The sequence below is a fragment of the Streptomyces sp. NPDC048612 genome (genome assembly GCF_043199295.1).
In the GTDB taxonomy this organism is placed as follows: domain Bacteria; phylum Actinomycetota; class Actinomycetes; order Streptomycetales; family Streptomycetaceae; genus Streptomyces.
This window is the reverse complement of record NZ_JBICVV010000001.1, coordinates 111,322-135,898: the sequence shown is the minus strand read 5'-3', so window position 1 is coordinate 135,898 and position 24,577 is coordinate 111,322. Positions and strand designations below refer to the sequence as shown.

Below are 24,577 nucleotides of genomic sequence, written 5' to 3'. Positions count from 1 at the left end.
GACACCGGGCCTCCCCCGCCTCGTTCCGCCTCCCGCCATGATCCGTTGTCAGTGCCTCCTGATACGAAAGGGGGCAGCTGAGAACGGGGGCGGGACATGGCGTACGACACGAGGGCGGCTGAGCTGGGGCCGGTGTTCGATCCGGCCGGCCGGCGGGCGCTGGAGCGCCGGGAGCCGGCGGCACCGGAGGTGGTGGCCGAGGCGCGGCGCCTGAAAGAGGCCGCGCTGCTGGACTTCGGGCTGACGGAATCCGTGGTGGCGTCCTGGATCTACGCCAAGTGCCACCACCAGATCCCGACGACGGCCGTGCCGACCGCGGCCGTGGTGGCCTCCGGGGACGGCAGCTGTCCGCTGCTCTACAACCCCGGCTTCTTCGTCCGGCTGGGCCTGGAGGGCGTGAAGTTCGTCCTCTTCCACGAGGCCCGGCATCTGGTGCACCGGCATCTGTTCGCCGATCCCGAGCTGCGCGCCGACCCGGTCTTCACCCTCGCCGCCGAGGTCGCCATCAACCATGTCGCTCTGGTCCGGCTCGGCCGCAAGGAGCTGCCACAGCTCGACGGCCGGCCCACGGGGGTCGACCCGCGCGAGGTCCACCGGGACTACACCGCCGATCTGACGGACCAGGGCCTCGAACCGCTCGGATACGACGCCTTCGTCGAGACCGACATGACCGTGTTCTCCGAGCTCAAGCGCATGCGGGAGCCTCCCGTCCCCGAGGTGTCCTGTGTGCATCTCACGGACCCGGAGACGGTGGAAGGCGATCAGCCGGCCCTCGACGAGACGGTGTCCTCCGCGCTGGTCAACACCCTGCTCGCGGCCCGGCGCGGACACCCGGGCGCGGAGCGGGAGTTGCTCGACCTGATGGACCGTACGGACGGCACCTCGGAGCACGCGAGCCGGGTGTGGGGGCGGCTGGGCGTGGGGGCGCTGCGCGGCGAGACCCCGCGGACGGGGAAGGTCGACTGGTGGCAGCGCTGGCTGGTCGACGTCCTCGCCTCCACGCTGCGGGAGGGCGAGCGGCTGGTCTATCCGAAGAAGCGCGGCGCCCTGCTGGCGGCGCTGGGCCACGATCCGTTGCTGTCGCGGCGCGGCCCGGTGCGGGAGAAGAACCTCGTGATCGCCTATGACACCTCGGGGTCGATGCCCGACTCCGTGGTCACCTGGCTGACGGAGCTGGTGGGCTCGATCGACGGGGTGACCGCCCACTGGCTGTCGTTCGACGGGGTGGTGATGCCGTTCCGCCCCGGCGAGAGGGTGTACGGCGGCGGGGGCACGAGTTTCCAGGCGGTGGCCGACTACGTCGAGGGCCGCACGACGGTCGATGGCCGCGCCTTCGAGGAGATACCGGACGCCGTGGTGATGCTCACCGACGGCTACGCCCCGCACATCACCCCCGCCGAGCCGGACAAATGGATCTGGCTGATCACGGCGGGCGGCAACGACTGGCCCGACCACCACACCCCGCCGATGGCCTGCCACCGTGTGACGACAGGAGACCGATGAGCACGACCACGCCGACCGCGACACCCCTGGCGGCCGCGGCGACCGCGCAGACCCCGCCCCGCCCCGCGGGGTGGCGGCCCAGCGCCACCTACCCCGAGCCCCCGGAGGGCTGGACGGGTGTCTCCCGGCTGGAGTCGTTCATCGACGCGATGATCGACATGGGCCAGACGGGCCAGATCTTCGGCGAGCACGGCATCGGCAAGACGGCCACCTTCTTCTCCCATCTGCCCCGGGCGTACCCGGATGCCGAGCTGGTCTTCGTGCCGGCCGCGAATCTCACCCCGGACGACCTGCTCGCCAACGCGCCGGTGCGCGACGCCGCCACCGGCGAACTCGTCCTGCGGCAGCTGGTGATGAGCCAGCTGCGGCCGGGGAAGCCGTTCGTGCTGCTGATCGACGACTCGCTGCAGGCGGGTGCCACGATCCAGTCGCAGCTGATGCAGATCGCCTGCAACTGGACCCTGGGCGAGTACGACCTGCGGGAGCTGGGCTGCATCGGCGTCTTCCTGACGGACAACGAGTCGCTCGCGGAGACGGCGGCCCGGCGCAGCGACCTGGCCGTCCTGGACCGCATGGTGACGATCCGGATCACCGCCAACGACACGTCCTGGCGGCAGCAGCTCGCGGCAAAGTACCGCGACTGGAACCTGCGCGAGGTCTTCACGCTCTGGGCCGCCCTCCCCCCGGCCCTGCGGGAGCTGCTCGCCCCGCGCACCCTCGACCACATCCTGGCCAACGCCCGGGAGGGCTTCCCGCTGCGCTGGGGGCTGCCGCTGGTCAACGGCGAGCGGCTGCGGCTGGCCGAGCCGAAGGGCGACGGCCGGCCGGGCCGGGACCGTACGACCGAGGTGCTGGACCGCATCGCCGCGGCGGTGGGCGCCGCCAACCCCGCCACGATCCCCGATCCGGTACGGGCCGTGGTGCGCGCGGCGCTGCGTAACCGCTGGTCGGTGCTGCTCCAGGGGCCGCCCGGGTGCGGCAAGACGGAGCTGGTCCGCGAGACCGTCCGCGAGGGGCTCGACGGGCGCGAGCCGCTGTACTTCTCGATGCCGGTGACCAACGTCGAAGACCTCTGCGCACCGATCCCCACCGCCGACGGGTCGCTGGACAACCTGCTGGCCGCGCCGTTCACGGGCCCTAAGCCGAAGGCGATCGTCTGGGACGAGTACAACCGCCCCAAGGACAAGGCGGCGTTCGCCAAGCTGATGGAGATCACTCAGGAGTGGTCCCTGGCCGGGCGCCCGATCGAGAATCTGCGGGCGCAGGTCGCGGTGCAGAATCCCCCGTACCACCTCGGCCGCAAGCTCCTGGTCGCCCGGAACAACATCGCGCAGGCGACCCGCTTCACCGCCTCGCTGGCCCTCGAACCACGGGACATCCCGGCGAACGAGTGGCTGATCGCGAAGTACGGTGCCGTCGCCGAGACGGTCCTGGAGTGGTGGAAGCACGACATCGACGAGGACGGCCGGGCCTGGATCACCAAGCGCACCATCGAGCGGCTGATCAAACTCCACCAGCGCGGGCTGCCGCTGGAGATGGGCACGGTCTATCTCGGTGACGGCGAGTACGCGCCGGTATCGCTGACCGCCCTCCTCGACCGGCTCAGCAACCGTCCGGTCACCGGCCTCCGGGAGCTGGCCCAGGAGGCCGACGCCTGGGAGGCCCGGCTGCGGGCGGCGGCGCAGGCGTCGAGCGAGGGCTCGAACGACAGCGATCTGGTCCACCAGGTGCTGGCCAACGCGGAGTTGTCGCAACTGAAGCAGCATCAGGAGGTGGTGGCGCGGCTGGTGGCACTGCTTCCGCCGAAGCTGCGTTCCACCTATCTGGTAGGGGCGTCGAACGAGGCCCAGCGCTTCTGGATCGAGGTCTTCGCGCTGATACCCCGCCGCTGAGACGGCGGGCGCGGCAGCCGGCGGTGCGGACCGCCGGCCGCCGGCACCGAATTGCGTGGACGGGGCCGGCGGGCTCGGTTAACCTGCCCGCATGTCCAGCCCCGAGGCATCAAGACGCTAGCCACCGGCCCTCCGGTGGCTCCTCGCGCCGGCTCGCGGTCGCGCCGTGTCCTTCTCACCCACGCGCACCGCCCGGCACTTCTCCCTGCCACCGGATCGCCGTAGTACGGGCTCTTCTCTCACCTGACGCCGCGTCATTTCCCTGACGCGCCAGGTTCTTTCGCGCGGTGGCCCCGCGTGCCCGGCCGGACGGTCGCTCCCCGCACCCCGTCACGGGTACCGCTGCGCCCGCCGTCGCGCCCTGCCGATCCCCTGTGGTTGCGGAGTGTTGCTGTGCCCCTCGTCCTCTATCTGCTCGGCCTTGCGGTCTTCGCCCAGGGCACCTCGGAGTTCATGCTGTCCGGCCTCCTTCCGGACATCGCCCGTGAGCTGCGGATCTCGCTGTCCGCCGCGGGAGCGCTGACCTCGGCATTCGCCGTGGGAATGGTGATCGGCGCACCACTACTGGCTCTGCTGGGCCTGCGGTGGTCCCGGCGCCGAACGCTGCTGGCCTTCCTGGTCACCTTCCTGTTCGTCCATATCCTCGGCGCCCTCACCCCCAGCTACGGGGTCCTGCTGGCCACCCGGTTCGTCGCGGCGCTGGCCAACGCCGGGTTCCTGGCGGTGGCGCTGGCGACCGCGGCCTCGATGGCCGCCCCCGGAGCCAAGGGACGCGCCACCTCCGTGCTGCTCGCGGGCACCACCATGGCGTGTGTGGCCGGGGTGCCCGCCGGTGCGCTGCTCGGTGAGCTCTGGGGCTGGCGCTCGGCGTTCTGGGCGGTGGCGCTGCTGTCCGTGCCCGCCGTCCTCGCGGTCCTGTGGTCGGTCCCGGCCGACCCCGTCCCGCGGTCCGCCGCCGGCCGTCCCCGGGCGCGCGCGGAGCTGCGCACCCTGCGCAGCCCCCGGCTGGTGCTGTTCCTGCTCCTCGGCGCCCTGGTGAACGGCGCGACGTTCTGCGCCCTCACCTACCTCGCCCCGCTGGCCACCGAGGTCGCCGGATTCGGCGCCGGGTGGGTGCCCGCTCTGCTGGCGCTCTTCGGCCTGGGTGCGTTCGCCGGGGTGAGCGTGGCCGGCCGCCTGGCCGATGCCCGGCCGGTCCGGCTCCTGGCGGTCGGCGGCCCGACCCTGCTCGCCTGCTGGACCGTGAGTGCGCTCGCCGCCGGGAGTCCCGTGGCCGTGCCGGTGCTCCTCTTCGTCCAGGGGGCACTGTCGTTCGCCGTCGGCGCCACCCTCGTCTCGCAGATCCTCTACGCGGCGAGCGGGGCACCGGTCCTGGGCGGCGGGTTCGCCACGGCGGCACTCAACGTGGGCGCGGCGCTCGGCCCCTGGTGCGGCGGCGCGGCGCTCACCGCGGGGCTCGGCCACCGCTCGCCGCTGTGGACGAGCGCCCTGCTGACGGCGCTCGCCCTGATCCTCGGCGGGCTGGCTCATGTGACGTCCCGCCGGGGCGGAGCGGCGGGGACCCACCTCCCCGCAGGCGGACACGACAGCGGGGAGGCGGTCCCCACGCGGTGATCATGCCGACCGGGGTGGCCGGAGAGGCCCGGGCGCGGCAGCGGACCGGCTCACCCCGTCCCCGCGTACCCCCGAATCCGCTCCAGCTCCACAGCCACATCCGTGAGCGTGGCGCAGTCCGGGACCGGCGGGAGGTCAGGGCCGGACAGCCCGTGACCGGGTGGGCGGCTCGGGTCCTCCAGGGCGTCGGCCATCGCCGACAGCGCCTGGCACAGCCCCTCGGCCTCGGCCCTGGCCGGCCGGTGCGCGCCGTGGTCGAGGCGTACCGCACAGGCGGTCGCGGCGTCGACGATGCGTTCGGCGGCGGTGATCACGGTGAGCCAGTCGGGGTTGCGGTCGCGGGCGGCGAGGAGTTCGGCCGCGGCGGTCTCCGCCGCCGCCCTGGCCTCCCCCAGCGCCCGGTAGGCGGCGCGGCGCAGCGCCAGCCGCCGGGTGGGGTCCGCGCCCGGTTCCGCCTCCAGGACGTGCCGCAGGAACTGCTCGGTGCTGCGCAGCGCCGCGGTGACGCGGTGCCCGACCCGGCGGCGCGGGTCGGCGAGCCGTGGCAGATGTCCGACGACGAGGACGATGCCGCAGGCGATCGAGGTGTCCACGATCCGTTCGCCGGCGGCCTGCGGGTCGCCGCTGACATGCACGAACGACAGCACCATGAGGGTGATCGCGACGGTCTGCAGGGCGAAGTGGCGGGTGGCGAACGGCAGCAGCGCCCCGCCCGCGCCCGCCATCAGCGCCGGCCACCAGGAACCGGTCAGCAGCAGCCCCGCCCCGGCGAAGACCAGCACGCCCGCGACGGTCCCGGCGAAGCGGTTGACCGTACGGGAGAAGAGCGGGCCCAGGTCCGGCTTGACGAGGAAGGTGACGGTCGCCGGGAGCCAGTACCAGTGGTCGGCGCGGAGCAGCAGGGCCACGGCGGCGCTCGCGGCGATGCACACGGCGACCCGCAGGCCGTAGTCCCGCCCGGCCGGCCCGAACAGCCCGCGGCCGCGCCGGGTCCGCCCGCCGACGGCTGCCAGCGCCCGCCGGATCACGGCCACCGGCCGGGGCACCCAGCCGGGATGGTCCGTGGACGGTACCGGCTCCGTCTCCGGCTCGCGCCGGGCGAAGGCGACCGCGGCGTCGAGCAGGGCCTGGTCGAAGGCGCCGCGCGCGGGCGTGCTGGTCTCCGGGGCCGACAGCCGGCCCGGCGGGCGCCCGGTGCGCAGCGCGTCGGCGAACCTGCGGGGGCTCTCCGCCACCCGGGACGGCACCGGGCGGGCCTCCCACAGCAGTGCCACGCTGGCCTCGCACAGCGCGGTGGCCGCGGCGAACCGCTCGGTGAGCAGCAGCTCTTCCGTACGGGCGGACCGGCGCAGCAGCCGGCTGGTGAGGCGGCGCAGCCGGAGGGCCTCGTCGGCGCGGTCCAGGGCGGCGGTGAGCCGGCGCCGGGCGGCCTCGGCACCGGGTCCACCGACCGCGGCCAGGGCGTCGGCGAGCGCGTCGAAGACCGTGGCGACCGCGGCCCGCTCGCCGCTGAGCGCCCCGCCCGCCGGCCGGGGCGAGCGCAGCACCAGCCGCAGCAGAAGCAGCCACAGGCAGCCGGCGAGGACGTAGAGGGCCTTCGCCCAGGGCGCGCCGGGCAGCGGCATCCCGGCGCCCAGGATGGTGGCGGCCAGCATCTGCATCCCGGCGTTGGAGCGCACCGGCCCGGCCACACTGCCCGCGCCGGAGACGAACGCGACGGCGAACAGCGCGGGAACCAGCCACCAGCCCGCGTCGGCCGCCCGCAGCGAGGCGCCGATGAGCATGCCGAACGCCGAGGCGAGGGCGGGCAGGCCGATGTGGACGATGCCGGTGCGCCGGGTGCCGGGGCGGTCGTTGACCCCGGCCAGCATCGAGCCGAGTCCGGCCAGGACGCCGGGCGCCGGGTGGCCGGTCGCCAGGCCCGCGCCCAGCAGCGGTCCGGCGCACAACGCACCGCGGGCAACGGCCGCCCAGGGGACGGGCAGCCGTTGCCAGCGGAAGGGATGGGCCAGCCAGGCGGGCACGGCGCGCGGCGCGCGGAGCATGAGCCTCCTCAGACGACGGCTTACGGACAACGGCAAGATCCGAGGGGCGACATCGGCCGACGGTGCTGATTCCAGCCTAAGGGCCGCAGGAGGCCGCACCACGGCCCCGGGGTTACCGCAAGATCACGAACGGATGGCGGGCGGTCGCGGCGGCTGTCCACCGGACGCGCCCCGGGGCTTTTCCGCGCCCGCCCCACCGGTTAGCGTCCCGACATGACGCGCAACACGGATGGCCTGGACATACGGGTGGTCGGCGGTGGGGTGATCGGCCTGACCTCGGCGATCGCGCTGGCCGAGGACGGGCACCGGGTGCGGGTGCTGAGCCGGGAGGCGGCCGGCGCGACGACCTCGGCGGTGGCGGGCGGGCTGTGCTGGCCGTACCGCATCCAGCCGTACGAGCGGGCGGTGGCATGGTCGGTGCGCTCCCTCCGGGTGCTCACGGCGCTCGCCCACCGGCCGGAGGAGACCGGCGCCCGGATGGTGACGGGCACGATGACGGACAACACGACGGACGACGGAGCGGGCGCCCCGGAGGACGCGCGCGACGGCGCCGAGGACGGCCTGGCCGCCTGGTACGACGCGGTGCCCGGACTGCGGCGGGCGCGGGCCGGGGAACTCCCCGGGGGCTGCGCCTCGGGGTGGCGGGCCCGGGTTCCCCTGGTGGACATGCCCGCCCATCTCCGCTATCTGGCGCGGCGGTTGACGGCGGCGGGCGGGACCGTGGAGCGGCGCGAGGTCGGCTCGCTGGAGGAGGCCGGGGCGGGCGCGGACATGGTCGTGAACTGCTCGGGCCTGGGCGCGCGCACGCTCGTCCCCGACCTGGACGTCCATCCGGTCCAGGGGCAGTTGGTGATCGTGGAGAACCCCGGCATCGAGGAGTGGTACGTGGCCGCCGGCACGGGCGCGACGGACACCAGCTATCTGCTGCCGCAGCCGTACGGCCTGGTGGTCGGCGGCACCGCGCGGGAGAACGCCTGGTCCCGGGAGCCCGATCCGGCGGTGGCGGAGGCCATCGTGGCGCGTGCCGCCCGGTGCTTCCCTGAGCTGGCCCGGGTCCGCGTCCTGGCGCACAAGGTGGGGCTGCGCCCGGCCCGCCCGGCGGTGCGGCTGGCGGCGGAGCGGCTGCCGGGCGGTGTGCCGTGCCTCCACAACTACGGGCACGGCGGTGCGGGGGTGACCGTGTCGTGGGGGTGCGCGGACGAGGTGCTGCGCATGGTGCGGGAGGTCCAGGAGGGCCGCTGACCGGGCTCCGGTGCGCGCGGTGTGGCCTCCGTGGCCGCGGATGTGGCCGCCGGTCCGTATCTCCGTCCGCTCCCGGCCGTTCCCCCGGTGGTCCTCTCTTGCGTCCACCGGGGGAAATGCGCCGATGCCGAGCCGGAAATACCCGCCGCCCGTCGCCACGGCGGGCGAACAGGCGGAATTTTTTCCTCCGGAGTGCGCATCCATTCGCCCGTCTCATGCGTCTCATGAGCAAGCGCCATTCCTATATGGCCGCACTGCAGGGATATTTGGAGTATCCATTTTGAAAAACGGCATTAAGGGCATTCGTCGCGTATCCGCGGTGGCTGTTGCCGCGGGAGCCGTCCTGACGGCCGGGGTGTTCACCGCTCCGGCGCAGGCCGCCACGCTCAAGACCCCCACGATCGCCGCCAAGGGCGGCTTCGTGATGAACAACGGCACGGGCAAGTCCCTCTTCACCAAGGCCGCGGACACCCGTCGCTCCACCGGGTCCACGACCAAGATCATGACGGCCCGGGTGGTGCTGGCCCAGCCGAACCTCGACCTTGATTCCAAGGTGACGGTCCAGAAGGCGTACAGCGACTACATCGTCGACAACGACTGGGCCTCCTCGGCCCGACTGATCGTCGGCGACAAGGTCACCGTCCGCCAGCTGCTGTACGGGCTGATGCTCCCGTCCGGCTGCGACGCGGCGTACGCGCTGGCCGACAAGTTCGGCAGCGGTTCCACCCGGGCCGCGCGGGTCCAGTCGTTCATCGGCAAGATGAACTCCACGGCCAAGTCGCTCGGCCTGAAGAACACGCACTTCGACTCGTTCGACGGCATCGGAAAGGGCGCGAACTACTCGACTCCGCGCGACCTGACCAAGCTCGCCTCGAACGCGATGAAGTACTCCACGTTCCGTACGGTCGTGAAGACGAAGTCGACGAAGCAGAAGGTCACGACGAAGAGTGGCGGCTACCGCTACATGTCGTGGACCAACACCAACGCGCTGCTCGGCAGCTACTCGGGCACCCTCGGCGTCAAGACGGGCTCCGGCCCGGAGGCCAAGTACTGCCTGGTCTTCGCCGCCACCCGGGGCGGCAAGACGGTCATCGGCACGGTTCTCGCCTCCTCTTCGGTGGAGAACCGCACCTCTGACGCGAAGAAGCTGATGGACTACAGCTTCAAGAAGTAACCCGGTCCGGGACGGACAGGGGGCCTGCTCGCGGCCGGAAAGCCACGGGCAGGCCCCTTCGTCATCGCGTCGCCGGCACCTCACCGGGTCCGCGCGACACCGCGCCGCGAGCCGGCCTAACCGCCGCTCTTGACTCCCGCGCCGCTGTCCTCGCCGGTGCCGTCGCCGTCACCGTCCTCGCTGCCGTTGCCGTTGCCGCCGGGTCCGATCTGGATCTCGAAGTCACCGTCGTACTGCTCATGGCCCGCGATCACGGCCAGCTCGACGGCCTCCACACCGATCTGACCGCGCACGATCAGCGGGTCGCTGCGCAGATCACGCATCAGCGCCCAGCACATCGCGATCATCACGACCATGAACGGCACCGCGACCAGAATCGTCAGATTCTGCAGCCCCGTCAGGGCATCGCCCGAACCACCGCCGATCAACAGCATGATCGCGGCGACCGCGCCGGTCACCACACCCCAGAAGATCACCACGAGCCGGGTCGGCTCGAAGGTCCCCTTCTGCGAGAGGGTGCCCATGACGATGGACGCCGCGTCGGCACCGGACACGAAGAAGATGCCGACCAGGACCATGACCAGAATGCTCATGACCGTGGCGAGCGGGTACTGGTGCAGCACGTCGAAGAGCTGGCCTTCGGGGGTGCCCGACCCGCTGAGCTTCTTGTCCTGCTGGAGCTTCATGGCCGAGCCGCCGAAGACCGCGAACCACGCCAGGCTGACCACGCTCGGTACGAGGATGACGCCGCCGATGAACTGGCGGATCGTCCGGCCCCGGCTGATCCGGGCGATGAACATGCCCACGAAGGGCGTCCAGGAGATCCACCACGCCCAGTAGAAGACCGTCCAGCTGCGCAGCCAGCCGCCCACGTCGTCACCGCTGGCGGCCTCCGTGCGGCCCGCCAGCTGCGGCAGTTCGCCGATGAACGAGCCGAGCGAGGTCGGCAGCAGGTTCAGGATGAGGATCGTCGGCCCCACCACGAACACGAAGACCGCCAGGATCACCGCCAGCACCATGTTGATGTTGGACAGCATCTGGACGCCCTTGGCGATACCGGAGACCGCGGACAGGATGAAGGCGATGGTCAGCACCGTGATCACGCCGACCAGCAGGGTGGTGCTGACGCTGTCCATCCAGCCGAGCACCTTGATGCCGCTGCCGATCTGCAGCGCACCGAGCCCCAGCGAGGCCGCGGAGCCGAAGAGGGTGGCGAAGATGGCCAGGATGTCGATCACCCTGCCGCCCCAGCCGTTCGCGCGCCGCGTACCGATCAGTGGCGTGAACACCGCGCTTATCGTCTGCCGCCTCCCCCGCCGGAAGCAGCTGTAAGCGATGGCCAGACCGACGACCGCGTAGATCGCCCAGGGGTGCAGCGTCCAGTGGAACATCGTGGTGGCCATCGCGGTGTCCATCGCCTGGGCGGCGTCCTGGGGATCGGTGCCCGGCGGTGGTGTCGTGAAGTGCCCCAGCGGCTCACTGACGCCGTAGAACATCAAACCGATGCCCATGCCCGCGCTGAACATCATCGCGATCCATGACACGGTGCGGAATTCGGGCCCCTCGTCCTCCTTGCCGAGGGTGATCCGGCCGTACTTGCTCACGGCCAGCCAGATCGCGAAGATCACAAATCCGGAGGCGGAGAGGACGAACGCCCAGCCGCCGTTGTCGATCACCCAGTTCAGCATCGAGGTCGATGCGCTCTTGAGGGATTCGGTGGAGGACGCTCCCCAGGCGATGAAGGCGAGGGTGAGCAGCGAGGTGACCCCGAAGACCACTCGGTCGGTTTGCGGGGGTCCGTGGTGCTCCGGTCCTTCGGGGAGAACCGTCACGGCGGGCGTGCCACCCCCGTCTCCAGCTTCTCTGACTGTGTCCGACACGTGTCAACCTTTCAATGGGCCATATTTTCTTACCCGTTACCCCCTACCACACGACGGCAGACGTTGAGGGGCGTCGCGACCGTAAGGTGATAACCGGCCCTCCGGTCCAACAGCAGCGGAACGAGCTTCCGCAGCGGTTGGCGCAGCGGCACGACGACGCCGTCACCATCGCGGCGCCACACCACTCCGTGCCTCACCAGTGCTTCTCTGACCTGCGCAAACTGTCTCTCTTCGAGACGGTAGGCGCAAGGAGGATCGGACAGTATCCGGTCTTCGGTGGCCGGTTCGTTATCCGCGCCGCCGAGATACACCGGGCCGCGATCGGTGTATCCGGCGAGCCGGGCGGCGGTGGTGGCCGCCTCGATCCGTGACCGGTGCCGGCCGGCGAAGGTGAAGGCGCCGTCGAGGGCCGCCAGCTGGGAGTTCACCCGGCGCAGGTTGTTGAGCGCGGGGTCGGCTTTCTCGGCCTCGGTGAGCGCGTCGACCCGGGTCTCGACGAGCAGGCCGACCGAGCCCTTGACGCCCGCGGTGTTGCGCAGAATCCGCTCCTGGCCGTCGCCCGCGACCTGCTTGACCGGATCGCCGGTCTCCGGGTCGGTCCAGATGCCGTAGACCCCGGTGGAGAAGCCGGCTCGCTGGACGGCGGGCCGCACGAAGTCCTGGGAGAGCGCGGCCGCTTCGCGGTGCACCCCGTCCGCGGTGTTGAGGTTGCGCGGCCACAGCGACAGCACGTCCTTCATGTAGTACGGCACCGTGGGCCCGTACTCGTGCAGGTCGTAGACGGTGTCGGGGCGGTAGTCGCGGAGGACCGTGGCCATCGCGCGGCCCTCGGCGGTCCGGAGGGCGAGGTGGTCGCGGTTGATGTCCGTACCGTCGGCGTTACCGCGGGTGTCCGCGGCCCGGCCGTCGGGGTTGGCGGTCGGCACGACCAGCACGCTGGTGTGGGCCAGGAACCGCCGGGTCGCGGCGTCCTTGGCGTAGGCGAGATCGCGGACGGTGGTCAGACAGGCCTCGCGCCCTGAGGGCTCGTCCCCGTGCTGTGAGCAGATCAGCAGGACGGAGTTGCCGCGGCGGACCTCCGCCGGGCGTTCCGGGGCGGGGGCGCCGATCCGGACGAGCTGGAGCGGGCGGCCCTCTCCGGTGGTGCCGATCCGGTCGATCCGTACGCGCACCGAGCCCCGGTCGACGGCCCTGAGGAAGTCCTGTTCCTCGGCCTGACCGGTCCAGCGGGCGCCGTGGCTGGTCTCGAATCCCGTACGGGGTGCCGGGGTCGCGGTGGCGGGGGCGGGCGGTGGGGTCGCGCTGAGGGTGGCCGTCAGCCCGATGGCCAGCGGCCCGGCGGCGAGGCGGCGGGGGATCACGAGGGGGAGCCTCCCTTGGGTGAGCGGTGGAGGTTGGGGTGGGGCCGGTCCGTACCGGTGGGGCCGCCCGCGGTGGGGCGGCCCCGGTGGTCATCCGGCCGGCAGCCGGCTGATGGCGGGCGGCGGGGCGACACCGTCCAGCGGTGCCGCACGGTCCGGGTGGCCGGCGGTGCCCGCGGTGGCGCGGGCGAAGGCCGGTGCGCCGCCGGTCAGCGGCAGTGCGGCGGAGGTGCGGGACAGGTCGAGGGTGAGCCGCGGGGTGGACGCGGGCGGGTCGATCAGACCGGCGTCGGTGCCGGCCACGATGAGCGCGAGCCGGTGCCCGGCGGGCACGACATGATCGCTGGCGGCCAGGTCCAGGGTGAGGGTGTAGGGCTTGCCGGGGGTGAGCGGGCGGCCCTTGTGGGGGTCGGCGTAGTTGCCGAGGTCGGCCCAGCCGCGGCTGACGACGGTGTGGGCGACCTTCCGGGTGTCGGCGGCGGTCTCCTTGAAGCAGCCGGTGTCGCCGGCGTTTCCGGCGCCCCAGCAGGTGCGCCGGTCGAGGGTGGTGACGCCCTCGCCGTCGGCCGCGTAGTCGCGGATGGTGTCGGGACCGAGGTCGGCCAGGACGGCCGAGACATGGGCGGTCGAGGTGCTCGGGGTGACGGTCACGGTCACCGTGCCGGAGCCGGACAGCCGCAGCGGTGCGCGCAGCGGCCCGGTGCGGAACCCGGCCTTGGCGGCTGTCGGGGCGTCGACGGCCGCCGCCCAGTCGGCCTCGCTCAGCTTCGGGTCGTCGGTGAACGTCTCGGTCGCGCCCGGTGGCGCCTTACGGGTCCCCAGCACGCCGACACCGGGTGCGGTGCCGCCGCGGGGCCGCAGCGTGGTGGGCACGGTTCCGGGAGCGGGCCACCGCGGATCGGTGGCCCACCTGCCGGGTGAGCGCTCGATATCGGCCATCGGCGTGCGCTCGATGCCGTTGTCGTAGCCCAGCAGATAGTGGTCGAACCAGTGGTGCAGGGTCTTGACCCAGGCGCCCCGCCGGTAGTCGAAGGGGTCGACATGCCCGGTCTGGGAGAGCCAGATCTTGCGCTCGACGCCGTGCCGGGCGAGCGCGTCCCACCACTGCCCGGCGTGCCGGGTCCGGACGTTGAGGTCCTGCATGCCGTGCACCATGAGCACGCTGGCCCGGACCTTGCCCGCGTGGCGGACGTAGTCGCGCTCGGTCCACAGACCGGTCCAGTCGCCGGTGCGGGGCGCGCCGGCGGCGAGCTTCTGCTGCACGGCGGTACAGCGCTTGCGGGCCTCGGGGCTGTCGACGACGTCGGCGAGGCCGTCGGGTCCCGAGTCGTAGAGCGGGGCGCCCTTGGCGAAGTAGTAGTCGTACCAGGAGGAGATGCCGGCGATCGGGACGATGGTCCTGAGTCCCCTGACGCCGGTGGCCGCGACGCCGTTGGCGATGGTGGCGTCCCAGCTCTTGCCGATCATGCCGGTGCTGCCGTCGGCCCAGCCGGCGGTGACGGGTGCGCCGCCCGTCCGCGCGGTGTAGGCGCGGCCCCGGCCGCCGAGCCAGTCGACGACGGCCCTGGCGGACCGGATGTCGGAGCGGCCGCCGACGTCGGCGCAGCCGTCCGAGCGGTTGGTGCCCGCGAGGTCCACCAGGACGGTCGCATAGCCGCGCGGCACGAAGTAGTTGTCGTAGAAGAGCGGGAAGCCGACCGGCCGGCCCCGTTCGTCGTAGGTCTTCTTCTGGCTCTCGTTGCCGCGTCCGCAGCAGGAGTAGTACGGACTCGCGTCCATGATCACGGGGATGCGGCGGCCCTGTCGTGCGGGTTCGGCGGGCCGCACGATGTCGGCGGCGACGCGGTCGGTTCTCCCGTCCGCGTCGCCGTCCAGCCGGGTGTCCACCCAGACCGTTTCGCGTATCGCGCGGTCGAAGGAGTAGACGGGTCTGCTCTCACCGGGCGCCGCCCGCGCGGTGGCCGGCAGGGTCAGGCCGGACAGCAGGGCGACGACGGCTGCCATCACCAGCGCTGTGAAGGGGATGCGGGGAATCCGCGCAGGAATCGTCACGGGCGGACGGTAGCGCGGTGCAACTCCCCTGCGTAAGAGCCTGTCCGGGCAGCTCGAGCCCGCCGGAGTCCGAATACAGGTCCATGGGTCGCTTTTTCGCCTCGCGAGCCGCCCGGATTCGGCTGCCGCCGCGGCGCCTTCCGCCGGCGACCGGGGCGGCGGAGGCTGCCCGGACCGGCGGGACGGATGATGGTTCATGTCGGTCATGTGTCAGATCGGGCCATGTACATGACGCCGGCCCGGCGCAGTACATAGGGTCTGAACAGAGCCATCCCCCCTACGAGTTGGAGGACTCGTGCGTCACAGACTCCTCGTTCCGGGCGCGGCCGCGCTCAGCCTGCTGCTGGCGATACCGGCCTCCGCGGCCGACTTCACACCGGGCGCTCCGGGAGTGGGCGACAGCTACTACCCCGAGAGCGGAAACGGCGGATACGACGTTTCCCACTACGACCTGCGACTCAAGTACCAGCCGAAGACGGACCTGCTGGAGGGCACGGCCACCCTGCTGGCCACCACCACCCAGGACCTCTCCCGCTTCAACCTGGACTTCGGTCTCAAGGTCAGCGAGATCCGGGTCAATGGCAAGAAGGCCGCCTTCGCCACCTCCGGCAAGCACGAGCTGGAGGTCACTCCGGCCACGCCGCTGGAGAAGGGCAAGCAGATCAGCGTCGTGGTGCGCTATGCGGGCAAGCCCTCGGAGCTGAAGATCGACGGCTACAGCGCCTGGGCCCGCACCCCCGACGGCGGGGTGATCGCCCAGGAGCCGGACGCCGCCGTGTGGTGGTTCCCGAGCAACGACCACCCCACCGACAAGGCCACGTACGACATCTCGGTGGCGGTCCCGGACGGCACGCAGGCGCTGAGCAACGGCGTCCTGGCCTCGCAGTCCTCCAAGCTGGGCTGGACGCGCTACAACTGGCGCTCGGACAAGCCGCAGGCGACCTATCTGACGACGCTGGCCGTCGGCAAGTTCGACGTCACCACCGACAAGACCGCGAACGGCCTGCCGGTGCTCAACGCCGTCAGCAAGGACCTCGGCGCCAACGAGGGCTCGGCGAAGGCGAGCATCGAGCGCACCACCGAGATCACCGAGTGGCTGGAGAGCGTCTTCGGCGCCTACCCGTTCAACGCGGTGGGCGGCTATGTGCCGAACGTGCCGGCCGGGTACGCGCTGGAGACCCAGACCCGCCCGTTCTACGGGAAGAAGGCCTTCGACCGCGGCACGAACGTGTCCGTCGTGGTGCACGAGCTGGCGCACCAGTGGTACGGCGACAGCGTCTCGCTGAAGGACTGGAAGGACATCTGGATCAACGAGGGCTTCGCCGCCTACAGCCAGTGGCTGTGGTCGGAGAAGGAGGGTGAGGGCACCGCCCAGGAGCTGGCGGACCACGTCTACGCCCAGCACCCGGCCGACGACCCGTTCTGGAAGGTCAAGCCCGGCAACCCGGGCGCGGAGAACCAGTTCGACGGCGCGGTCTACGACCGTGGCGCACTGGCCCTCCAGGCGCTCCGCAACAAGGTCGGTGACAAGGTCTTCTTCGGTCTCCTCAAGTCCTGGCCGACGGAGCACAAGTACGGCAACGCCTCGGTCGCCGACTTCGTGAAGTTCGCCGAGAAGAAGTCCGGCAAGAAGCTGGCCGGCTTCTTCGACACCTGGCTCTTCCAGCCGTCCCGGCCGACGGCGGGCGCGGCCAGGCAGGCCCTCGGCACCCGCCAGGGTCCGGTCCCCGAGCCCAAGTCGTGGAAGCAGATCGCGGCCACGCACGACATCCACGGGCACTGAGCCGGTGGACGCGCGCTGAACGAGACGGAGCCGGGGTTCCCCGGCTCCGTACGCGCGCCGCGTCCTACCCGCGCGCCGCCCGCCGGGCCCGGTACGCGATCGGCATGAACCGCAGCCGCTCCGGGAGCACCGGCACCACGGCGCGCACGAGGCGCCCGAGCCGCCGCAGCCTGCGTTCCTGGGCGTCCGTCCACTCCAGCCCGATGGCCTGCCGGGCGTCCGGCGGCATCAGCCCGATCGTGAGGAAGCGCCGGACGCGGGCGAACCGCGGACACAGCCACGGCCAGGACAGCCGGAGGAGCGGCCGCAGCCACCGCGGGCCGCGGTCGGGAGCCGGCAGCGGCAGGTCGGCCGCCAGCAACTCCCTGACCACGACGGTCTCTTCGAGGTCGTTGTCGAGGACCTTGCGGTAATACGGCCAGAACTCCTCGATGGTCTGCGGCATATCGCGGTCATGGATGCCGAGCACCCGGCCGACCTGGAGCCACTCCGCGTACAACTGGCGTTCCTGCGCCTCGGTGAAGGGGCGGCCGAGGTAGTGCTGCGCGTGCCGGAAGACCGGGTAGCCGGTGGCGTGCACCCAGGCGTAGTAGGCGGGGGTGAGCGCGTGATAGGCGCGGCCTTGTGCGTCGGTCCCCTGGATGCTGCGGTGCATCGCCCGCAGGCGGCGGCCCTCCGCGGCCGCGGCCTCCCCGCCGTACACCCAGAGCTGCAACGAGGCCAGCGACCGCTCGCCGCGCCCCCAGGGGTCCGTACGGAACATGGAGTGGTCGTCCACACCGGCGCCGACCGCCGGGTGGGCGACCTGCATGGCCAGCGCGGGCTGAAGGGTCAGCAGCATGCGGATGTCCCCGGCCAGCGACCAGAGCACGCCTCCGACGGGCGGGGGGATGGGATCAGTTTTCGCCGCATTCATGGTATTAATCATCATAGTGACTCTCCGCGACCGGCGGACACGGGGGTAGCTTCGCGCCACCCGCCCCGGCTCCGGCACACCCGGGCGCGACGCACGGCACCCCACGGCCCGGACGGGCGGCTCGCCAACACCTCCGCGAACGGCCCCACTCGGCCGGGAGGATACCCAAAGCGGCAGCGCGGGAACGTGAATTGCGCGCGGACAGGTACCAGGAGTGCGGGCACCGCGAGCGGACAACGACACCGGGTCATCTGCCGCCCCAGGCGCCGCTCCTGACGCCTGCGCGGATTCCGCTTCGCCGGGCGAGCGGCGGAGGATACCCCGCCACTCGGCACCCGCCCGTGCGCCACCGCCCCACCCAACCCACCGTGACGCTATGGGCAATATTCACCTTCACGAGTGGTTTCACCGACCCCTAAACCTCTGAGCTGGGGCGATCAAATCACCACTTTTCCCACTAGACACAGATAGTGACATGGGCGGTACGGAGCGCGACACTCGCACTGTTCGTCAGAGCCACTCGAAAGGAGCAGTTCATGTCCTGTCCTCCCCCTCCGGTTGACGCCCGCAAAGCTCTCGACTTTCTGAGGACCAGCGGACTCGTCGACCTCAGCGTTCCGCTGCAGCGCGTCGTCGACCAGGTCAGCCAACTCGATGATGTCGCCGGCTACGTGCTCGCCTGGGAGCGCTACGTCCTCGTGGTCGCCAACCAGGTCGCGGAAGACGACTCCGCCGCGGGCAACTGAGCCATTGACACCGCCGATCGCCGGGAGGCATTCCATGGACACGACGCAACCCGGTGACGGATCGTCACAAAGGCGCGCGGTGGAGACCAGGGCAGTCGCCTGGCTCGCTGCGCGCCGCTCTCTGATCGACCCGGCCGAAGCGGCCGCGGACCGGGTGCTGTTCGCCCGCAAGGCCCTGATCGAAACCGCCTTCCTGGTGGGGCTGCGGGCGCGCCTCGACCCGGAACCTCTCGACGAGGCCTACTCGGCCCTCCTCGACCAGGTCGGGGAGATCGCGGCCCGCCCCTCCTACCGCGAACTGATCGCCCGGGACGAAGCCGCCCTCCTGCTGTACGCGGGGACTTATGCGGCACTCCGGCTCTGCGGCCGCGAGGACCCGGAGTTCCGGCAACTGATCACCCAGGCCGCGGCCGGCGGCTATGCGGCGGTCTTCGAGCGGATTCCGTACCGGCAGCTCGACCTGCTGCACACCTTGGAGCTGTGCGGCGTCGCGCACCCGCTGCCCGACGTGGCCGACGTGCTGCCGTTCACCCTGCTGTGCAACGAGCCGAACGTCGTCAAGCTCACCGACCGCGACATCTACGCCGTCACCCACACGCTCTTCTACGCCACGGACTTCGGCCTCCGCGAGCCCGACTGGCCGCGGGGCTTCGACCCGGCCGCGGCGGTGGAGCTGCTCGAAGCGCTCCTCGTGCTCACCCTGGGCCAGCGGAACGCCGATCTGGTGGGAGAGCTTCTCTGCTGCCTGCTGTGCCTCGGGGTGCGGGACTCCGTGGAGGCCCATCGGGCCTGGGCCTTCCTCATGGCGGCGCAGGAGGACGACGGGCGGGTCAACGGGCCCGCCGGTGTGGTCCATCCCGGGCTCGCCGACGGCGACGACGCGTACCGGCACTGGGCCACCGGCTACCACACCACCATCGTCGCGGCGCTGGCCGCGCTCCTGGACCGCAGCCCCAAAGTGCTGCGGAAGCCCCGGCCGTCGGCCCCGCCGCCTCGCATGAGCGTGGAGCAGCCGCTGCGACAGGCCGTGACGTGGCTGGCAGACACCGGCCTGCGCCAGGAGCCGGCCGTGTCCCTGCCCGCCGCGGCGGCGGTCGCACACGGTGCCGCGACCCTGGGCGAGCCCGGGCTCGCCCGCCCCCTGCTCCTCGACCTCTCCGAACGGCTGGCGGACGCGGACCCGGAAGTGTGGCAGGAGCACGGGATGGAGGTCGTCGGCGAGTTCGCGTCCGGCCTGCGGACCCTCGGGATCACCTGCGCCTCGCTCGACCTGTTCCTCAAGTCCACCGCCGCTGCCGTCGAACGCCTCGACCGGGTGCCGCCGCAGGCGGTGCACAACGTCCAGCGCCTCGTCGGCCTGGGGCTGCTCTCCCCGCGGCGCGCGGCCGCGCTGACCGGTGGCGCCGGGGCGCCGCACCCGGCACCGGAGACCGCCGTCGCCGACCTGCCCGGCGCCTGGAAGGACTACCACCTGGGGCACCTCGCGGGGTACGTCCGGGACGCGGCCCGCGCCGGGAGGGCACAGCACCGCATCACCCGCGACGTGGTCTCCTTTCTCCTCGCCCAGCAGCGCCCGTGCGGCGCGATCGGCCGCCCGGCCTGCGACGATCCCTCGGACCGGGAGCGCGCGATGCTGTCCTGGACCAGGAGCACCGTCATCGCCCTGGCCGCCGTCCACACGGCCCGCGACGCGGTCCTCACGGGCCCCTGATCGCGTCCTGCCCGGACCGCCCCGGCGCCGGGCAGGCCCGGCAAGTGCTTCCGCCTGTCCATCTCGCGTCGTCCAGACGGTTACCTCGAAGTAACCCCAGCTGCTTGGATAAGCGTCGCTGCCTCAATTCCCCACCCCCACAGGGAGATTCAGTGTCGCACTCAGCGCTGCGCATGCCCCGGATCGCCGCCCTGGCCACCGCCCTCGCCGCGGTCACGGTGGCGACCGCAGCCCCCTCCGCGTCGGCCGCCACAACGCCCCGCCTGAAGGTGCTCAGCTACAACGTCTTCCTCATGAGCAAGAACCTCTACCCCAACTGGGGTCAGGACCACCGCGCCCGGGCGATCGCGGACGCGGACTTCTTCCGGGGCCAGGACGTCGTCGTGCTCCAGGAGGCGTTCGACAACTCCTCCTCCGAGGCGCTGAAGTCCCGGGCCACGGCACGGTATCCGCACCAGACCCCCGTGCTGGGCCGGAGCCGGAGCGGCTGGGACGCCACCGGTGGCGCCTACTCCTCGGTGACCCCGGAGGACGGCGGGGTCACGGTGCTGAGCAAGTGGCCGGTCCTGCGCAAGGAGCAGTACGTCTACAAGGACGCCTGCGGTTCGGACGGCCTCTCCAACAAGGGCTTCGTGTATGCGGTGCTGGACGTCAACGGCGCCAGGGTGCATGTGGTCGGTACCCACACCCAGTCCACCGACTCGGGCTGCAAGGCGGGCGAGGCGGCCGCTGACCGCGCCGGGCAGCTCAAGGAGCTGGACGCCTTCCTCGATGCCAAGAACATCCCGGCGGACGAAGAGGTACTGGTCGCGGGCGATCTGAACGTCGACTCCCGCAGCGCCGAGTACGACGCGCTGCTGAGCAACGGCGACCTCGCGCCGGCCGACGGCCGCACCGGCCACCCCTACTCCTTCGACACCCGGGAGAACTCCGTCGCGAAGGACCGCTACCCGGACGACCCCCGCGAGGACCTGGACTACGTCCTGTACCGCAACGGCCACGCCCGTCCCGCCGGATGGCAGAACTCCGTGCTCAAGGAGGAGTCCGCGCCCTGGACGGTCTCCAGCTGGGGCAAGGACTACACGTACACCGATCTCTCCGACCACTATCCGCTGCTCGGCGGCTGAACAGCGGTCGGCGGGCGGGCGGTTCAGCGGTCGTAGACCGTCACCGGTATGCCGCACCGGGTGAGCCGCGCGGCCACCAGCGGCTCCACCCGGGACCACGTCCCGCCCGCCAGCCCGCAGCCGATCCGCGGCATGTGAACGGACGCCCCGAGCTCCTGCGCCTTGCCCGCGACCCGGCCGAGCCCGGCTTCGATCGCCGCATACCGCACCGGGACGCCCTTGCTGCCCGCCCGCATTCCGTGCTGCCCGATGACGTTGGCCACCCAGAGACGCTCGCCGACCTGGACGAACTGCGCCGCCCCCAGCCCGAAGTCGTTGCGCGCACGGGCGCGGTGCCACCGCCGGTAGGCGGCCTCCGGCTCCGGCCAGCGCCGGGAGAGCGCGAGCACGAAGCCCTTGCCCCAGCCGCCCCGGTCGTTGCAGATGTGCGCGATCACCTTGACGCCCTTGCCCTGCGGCGCGGTGGCGTCCCCCTTGACGTAAGAGATCCCCGTTTTCTCTGTCATGGCTCCACGGTAGGGCCGCCCACTGACAATCGGCCGGGGTCACCGGGCGGGGGCCGGCCGCGGACGCCGAAGGGCGGTCGCGGAGGCCTTCCGGCTTCCGCGACCGCCCTCGGTGAGCGGGTGTCCGCAGGTGCGTCGCTACTTCGACAGCTCGCGTTCCTTGGCGATCCGGGCGACCCGGCCGCGGACCGCGAACCAGCCGCCGACCAGCGCGACGGCGAGGACCGGGATCAGCATCACGGTCTGCCGGCCGACACCGTCGTCGAACCACATCAGGACGATGACACCGAGCAGGAAGGCGATGGTGGCGATATCGGTGACCGGCGTGCCGGGCAGCCGGAAGCGCGGGCGCTCGACCAGGCCTTCCTTCGAGCGGCGCACGAACACCATGTGGCAGACCATGATCGTGCACCAGGTGCTGATGATGCCCAGCGCCGCGATGTTCAGCACGATCTCGAACGCCTCGCCCGGCATGACGTAGTTGAGCCCGACACCCAGCACACACACCGCGGAGGTGAGCATGATGCCGCCGTACGGCACCTGGTTGCGGTTCATCAGGCCGGCGAACTTGGGCGCGGAGCCCGCCATCGACATGGAGCGCAGGATGCGGCCGGTCGAGTAGAGACCGGAGTTCAGGCTGGACATCGCCGCGGTCAGCACGACGAGGTTCATCACGTCGCCCGCCGCCGGCACACCGACGTTGGACAGCACGGTGACGAAGGGGCTCTCGCCGCCGACGTACTTGTTCCACGGCAGCAGCATCGCCAGCAGCACCACCGAGCCGACGTAGAAGACGCCCACCCGCCACATGATGGAGTTGACGGCCTTCGGCACGACCTTCTCCGGCTCACCGGTCTCACCGGCGGTCACACCGACCAGCTCCACCGCGGAGTAGGCGAAGACCACACCCTGGAGCACGATCACCACGGGCAGCAGACCGGTCGGGAAGATTCCGCCGTGGTCGGTCAGCAGATCCAGTCCGGGCGTGTGCCCGCCGACCGGGTGCTGGGTGGCCAGCAGGAAGATGCCGATGAACATGAAGATGACCAGCGCCGCGACCTTGATGATCGCGAACCAGAACTCCAGCTCACCGAAGATCTTCACCGAGATCAGGTTCACGGTCAGCACGACCGCGAGCGCGATCAGCGCCATCACCCACTGCGGGATGTCCGTGAACAGACTCCAGTAGTGGGTGTAGAGCGCGATCGCGGTGATGTCGGCGATACCGGTCGTCGACCAGTTGACGACATACATCCAGCCGGCGACGTAGGCGCCCTTCTCCCCCAGGAACTCACGGGCGTAGGAGACGAACGAGCCGGACGACGGACGGTGCAGCACCAGCTCGCCCAGGGCCCGTACGACGAAGAAGGCGAAGAGGCCGCAGACGGCGTAAGCGATGGCCAGCGCGGGGCCGGCCGAGTGCAGGCGCCCGCCGGCGCCCAGGAAGAGGCCGGTACCGATCGCTCCACCGATGGCGATCATGTTGACGTGCCGGCCCTTGAGGCCCTTGCTGTAGCCCGCGTCGCCCGCATCCTGCTGCGTGCCGCGCCCCCCGTCAGGTGACCCGTGGGCTGTCTCGGTGACGGTTTCTGTGCTCACTGCTGGTGTATCTCGCTTTCGGGCAGGCGTTGAAGCCATGGCCTGAAGTCCCGCAGAACGCGTGGACGGCCGACGGCACACCTTCCCTGAAGAGCCCTCCCCCGTCTGTGGGCAAGATCACATCGTGTACAGGCCATCCAAGATTTGTCCGTATTTGTAGTGAATTTCCTGGCGACTCAATTTCAGGGAGGGCGTCAGTTCACCCGATTCCGGACTCCACTCCTCGGCCGGCAAGGAGAAATTCTTGACCTGTTCGGATCGGTTGAGACGGGCGTTTGTCTCCGCGACAACAGAAACGAGCGGCTGTCGCCGTGCACCAGTGCCTGCCCGATGAGCGGATGCTCCTTGAGGGTGTTCTCGACCAGCACGGGCGAGATGTTCTTGCCCGTCGACGTCACGATCGTTTCCTTCTTGCGGTCGGTCAGCCAGAGGTAGCCGTCCGCGTCGATCCGGCCTAGGTCACCGGTCGCGAAGCAGCCCTCGGCGTCGGTCGCCGGCTCGACCGTCCCGTCGGCCTGCAAGTACCCCTCACACACGGACCTCCCCCGCCGGGCGCCGCGGTGCCGGCCGGACACGAGGCCCGGCCGCCGTGGCCGCACACGGGGGGGGGAAGGGACCAGAAGGTTTCACAGGAGTGGTGAGACAGCAATACTGTTGAACATGATGGAGCCTGCCACCGACCTGACGGTCGACGAACTGGCCGCCCGCGCCGGCGTCACGGTCCGCACGATCCGCTTCTACAGCACCCGCGGCCTGCTGCCCCCGCCGGAGATCGGTCCGCGCCGGGTCGGCCGCTACGGACCGGACCACCTCTCGCGGCTCGCCCTCATCGAGGAGCTCCAGCACCAGGGTCTGACGCTGTCCGCGATCGAACGCTATCTGGAGCAGCTGCCGTCCGATCTGAGCGCCCAGGATCTGGCCATCCACCGGGCGCTGGTGGCGAGTTGGATTCCGGACAAGGCCGAGGACGCCACGCGGGAGCAGCTGGAGCGGCGGGTCGGCCGGGCGCTGACCGAGGAGGACCTGGACCGGCTGGCGGCCATGAGCGTGCTCGAACGGACCGGCGATCCCCGGGTCTTCCGGGTCGATCCGGGGCTGCTGCACCTGGGCACCCGGCTGCTGGACGTGCCGATCTCCCTGGAGACCATCCTGACGGCGCGCAGTGTCGTCATCGAGCACACCCGCTCGGCGGCCCGGGAGCTGAGCCGGCTCTTCAAGGACGAGGTGTGGGAGCCGAACCGGGGCGGTGGGCCGGACGAGGACGAGATGGCGCGGATGAAGTCGCTCTCGGCCCATATGCAGCCGATGGTGGTGCAGGCGCTGGTGACCGCGTTCCAGCGGTCGATGAAGCAGGAGCTGCGGGAGTCCTTCGGTATGGAGGGCGACCGGGGCCGGGGCGGCCACACCTCCGAAGGGTGACGGGGGC

The 24,577-nt window shown here is 71.4% G+C and carries 17 protein-coding genes and 1 pseudogene; 10 read left to right on the top strand and 8 right to left on the bottom strand.

Annotation, left to right across the window (positions count from 1 at the left end; genetic code table 11):
• The first annotated feature begins 96 nt into the window (after window positions 1–96).
• The 3 genes from ACGFN2_RS00440 (at window position 97) to ACGFN2_RS00430 (ending at window position 5,009) form a co-directional block, all read left to right on the top strand.
• Window positions 97–1,503, top strand: coding sequence for a hypothetical protein (locus ACGFN2_RS00440; RefSeq protein WP_393356374.1), 1,407 nt, complete (start codon window positions 97–99; stop codon window positions 1,501–1,503).
• Entirely contained in the window at window positions 1,500–3,395 is a 1,896-nt protein-coding gene (locus ACGFN2_RS00435; protein ID WP_393356372.1) for an AAA family ATPase, read from the top strand. Before ACGFN2_RS00440 ends, ACGFN2_RS00435 begins: the two co-directional genes overlap by 4 nt.
• Window positions 3,396–3,788: 393 nt before the next feature.
• Window positions 3,789–5,009 carry a Cmx/CmrA family chloramphenicol efflux MFS transporter gene (locus tag ACGFN2_RS00430; protein ID WP_393356370.1) on the top strand — a complete coding sequence of 407 codons (1,221 nt, stop codon included), beginning with the start codon at window positions 3,789–3,791 and terminating at the stop codon, window positions 5,007–5,009.
• Between the two features lie 50 nt (window positions 5,010–5,059).
• Here ACGFN2_RS00430 and ACGFN2_RS00425 read toward each other — a convergent pair whose 3' ends face one another.
• A complete protein-coding gene (locus ACGFN2_RS00425; RefSeq protein ID WP_393356368.1) occupies window positions 5,060–7,054 on the bottom strand; it encodes an FUSC family protein in 1,995 nt (664 codons plus the stop codon).
• 213 nt (window positions 7,055–7,267) lie between these two features.
• Between ACGFN2_RS00425 and ACGFN2_RS00420 the strand changes: the two genes are divergently transcribed.
• Both ACGFN2_RS00420 and ACGFN2_RS00415 read left to right on the top strand, forming a co-directional pair.
• A complete protein-coding gene (locus ACGFN2_RS00420) occupies window positions 7,268–8,296 on the top strand; it encodes an NAD(P)/FAD-dependent oxidoreductase (protein WP_393356366.1) in 1,029 nt (342 codons plus the stop codon).
• A 280-nt stretch (window positions 8,297–8,576) separates the two neighbouring features.
• The gene (locus tag ACGFN2_RS00415; protein ID WP_362600954.1) at window positions 8,577–9,470 is read left to right on the top strand and encodes a serine hydrolase; all 894 of its coding nucleotides are present in this window, start codon (window positions 8,577–8,579) and stop codon (window positions 9,468–9,470) included.
• 116 nt (window positions 9,471–9,586) lie between these two features.
• On the opposite strand, the gene ACGFN2_RS00410 is transcribed toward ACGFN2_RS00415, so the two are convergent.
• From ACGFN2_RS00410 to ACGFN2_RS00400, 3 genes are all read right to left on the bottom strand, one after another.
• Window positions 9,587–11,302 carry a BCCT family transporter gene (locus tag ACGFN2_RS00410; protein WP_393356363.1) on the bottom strand — a complete coding sequence of 572 codons (1,716 nt, stop codon included), beginning with the start codon at window positions 11,300–11,302 and terminating at the stop codon, window positions 9,587–9,589.
• 77 nt (window positions 11,303–11,379) lie between these two features.
• Window positions 11,380–12,711 carry a M14 family metallocarboxypeptidase gene (locus ACGFN2_RS00405; protein WP_393356361.1) on the bottom strand — a complete coding sequence of 444 codons (1,332 nt, stop codon included), beginning with the start codon at window positions 12,709–12,711 and terminating at the stop codon, window positions 11,380–11,382.
• A 90-nt stretch (window positions 12,712–12,801) separates the two neighbouring features.
• The gene (locus ACGFN2_RS00400; RefSeq protein ID WP_393357143.1) at window positions 12,802–14,715 is read right to left on the bottom strand and encodes a Xaa-Pro dipeptidyl-peptidase; all 1,914 of its coding nucleotides are present in this window, start codon (window positions 14,713–14,715) and stop codon (window positions 12,802–12,804) included.
• Window positions 14,716–15,058: 343 nt separating this feature from the next.
• Between ACGFN2_RS00400 and ACGFN2_RS00395 the strand changes: the two genes are divergently transcribed.
• A complete protein-coding gene (locus ACGFN2_RS00395; RefSeq protein ID WP_362600960.1) occupies window positions 15,059–16,546 on the top strand; it encodes a M1 family metallopeptidase in 1,488 nt (495 codons plus the stop codon).
• A 64-nt stretch (window positions 16,547–16,610) separates the two neighbouring features.
• On the opposite strand, the gene ACGFN2_RS00390 is transcribed toward ACGFN2_RS00395, so the two are convergent.
• Window positions 16,611–17,462 (bottom strand): oxygenase MpaB family protein, encoded by an 852-nt coding sequence (locus tag ACGFN2_RS00390; protein ID WP_393356359.1) that lies wholly within the window; start codon window positions 17,460–17,462, stop codon window positions 16,611–16,613.
• Between the two features lie 536 nt (window positions 17,463–17,998).
• On the opposite strand from ACGFN2_RS00390, the gene ACGFN2_RS00385 reads away from it, so the two are divergent.
• From ACGFN2_RS00385 to sph, 3 genes are all read left to right on the top strand, one after another.
• Window positions 17,999–18,208, top strand: a complete 210-nt coding sequence (locus ACGFN2_RS00385) for a hypothetical protein (RefSeq protein ID WP_362600963.1) — start codon at window positions 17,999–18,001, stop codon at window positions 18,206–18,208.
• Between the two features lie 34 nt (window positions 18,209–18,242).
• Complete coding sequence (locus tag ACGFN2_RS00380) at window positions 18,243–19,919, top strand: DUF6895 family protein (protein WP_393356357.1); 1,677 nt, start codon at window positions 18,243–18,245, stop codon at window positions 19,917–19,919.
• A 152-nt stretch (window positions 19,920–20,071) separates the two neighbouring features.
• On the top strand, window positions 20,072–21,046 hold the full coding sequence (gene sph / locus ACGFN2_RS00375; protein ID WP_393356355.1) for a sphingomyelin phosphodiesterase: 975 nt from the start codon (window positions 20,072–20,074) through the stop codon (window positions 21,044–21,046).
• A gap of 23 nt (window positions 21,047–21,069) precedes the next feature.
• Here the strand turns inward: sph and ACGFN2_RS00370 are convergent, their stop codons facing one another.
• The 3 genes and pseudogenes from ACGFN2_RS00370 to ACGFN2_RS00360 form a co-directional block, all read right to left on the bottom strand.
• Complete coding sequence (locus ACGFN2_RS00370) at window positions 21,070–21,552, bottom strand: macro domain-containing protein (protein WP_393356353.1); 483 nt, start codon at window positions 21,550–21,552, stop codon at window positions 21,070–21,072.
• 138 nt (window positions 21,553–21,690) lie between these two features.
• The gene (locus tag ACGFN2_RS00365; protein ID WP_362600974.1) at window positions 21,691–23,151 is read right to left on the bottom strand and encodes an amino acid permease; all 1,461 of its coding nucleotides are present in this window, start codon (window positions 23,149–23,151) and stop codon (window positions 21,691–21,693) included.
• 117 nt (window positions 23,152–23,268) lie between these two features.
• Window positions 23,269–23,699: pseudogene (locus ACGFN2_RS00360) on the bottom strand (long-chain fatty acid--CoA ligase); the annotation flags it as partial.
• 112 nt (window positions 23,700–23,811) lie between these two features.
• Between ACGFN2_RS00360 and ACGFN2_RS00355 the strand changes: the two are divergent.
• Window positions 23,812–24,570, top strand: a complete 759-nt coding sequence (locus ACGFN2_RS00355; protein ID WP_362600976.1) for a MerR family transcriptional regulator — start codon at window positions 23,812–23,814, stop codon at window positions 24,568–24,570.
• Window positions 24,571–24,577: the final 7 nt, after the last annotated feature.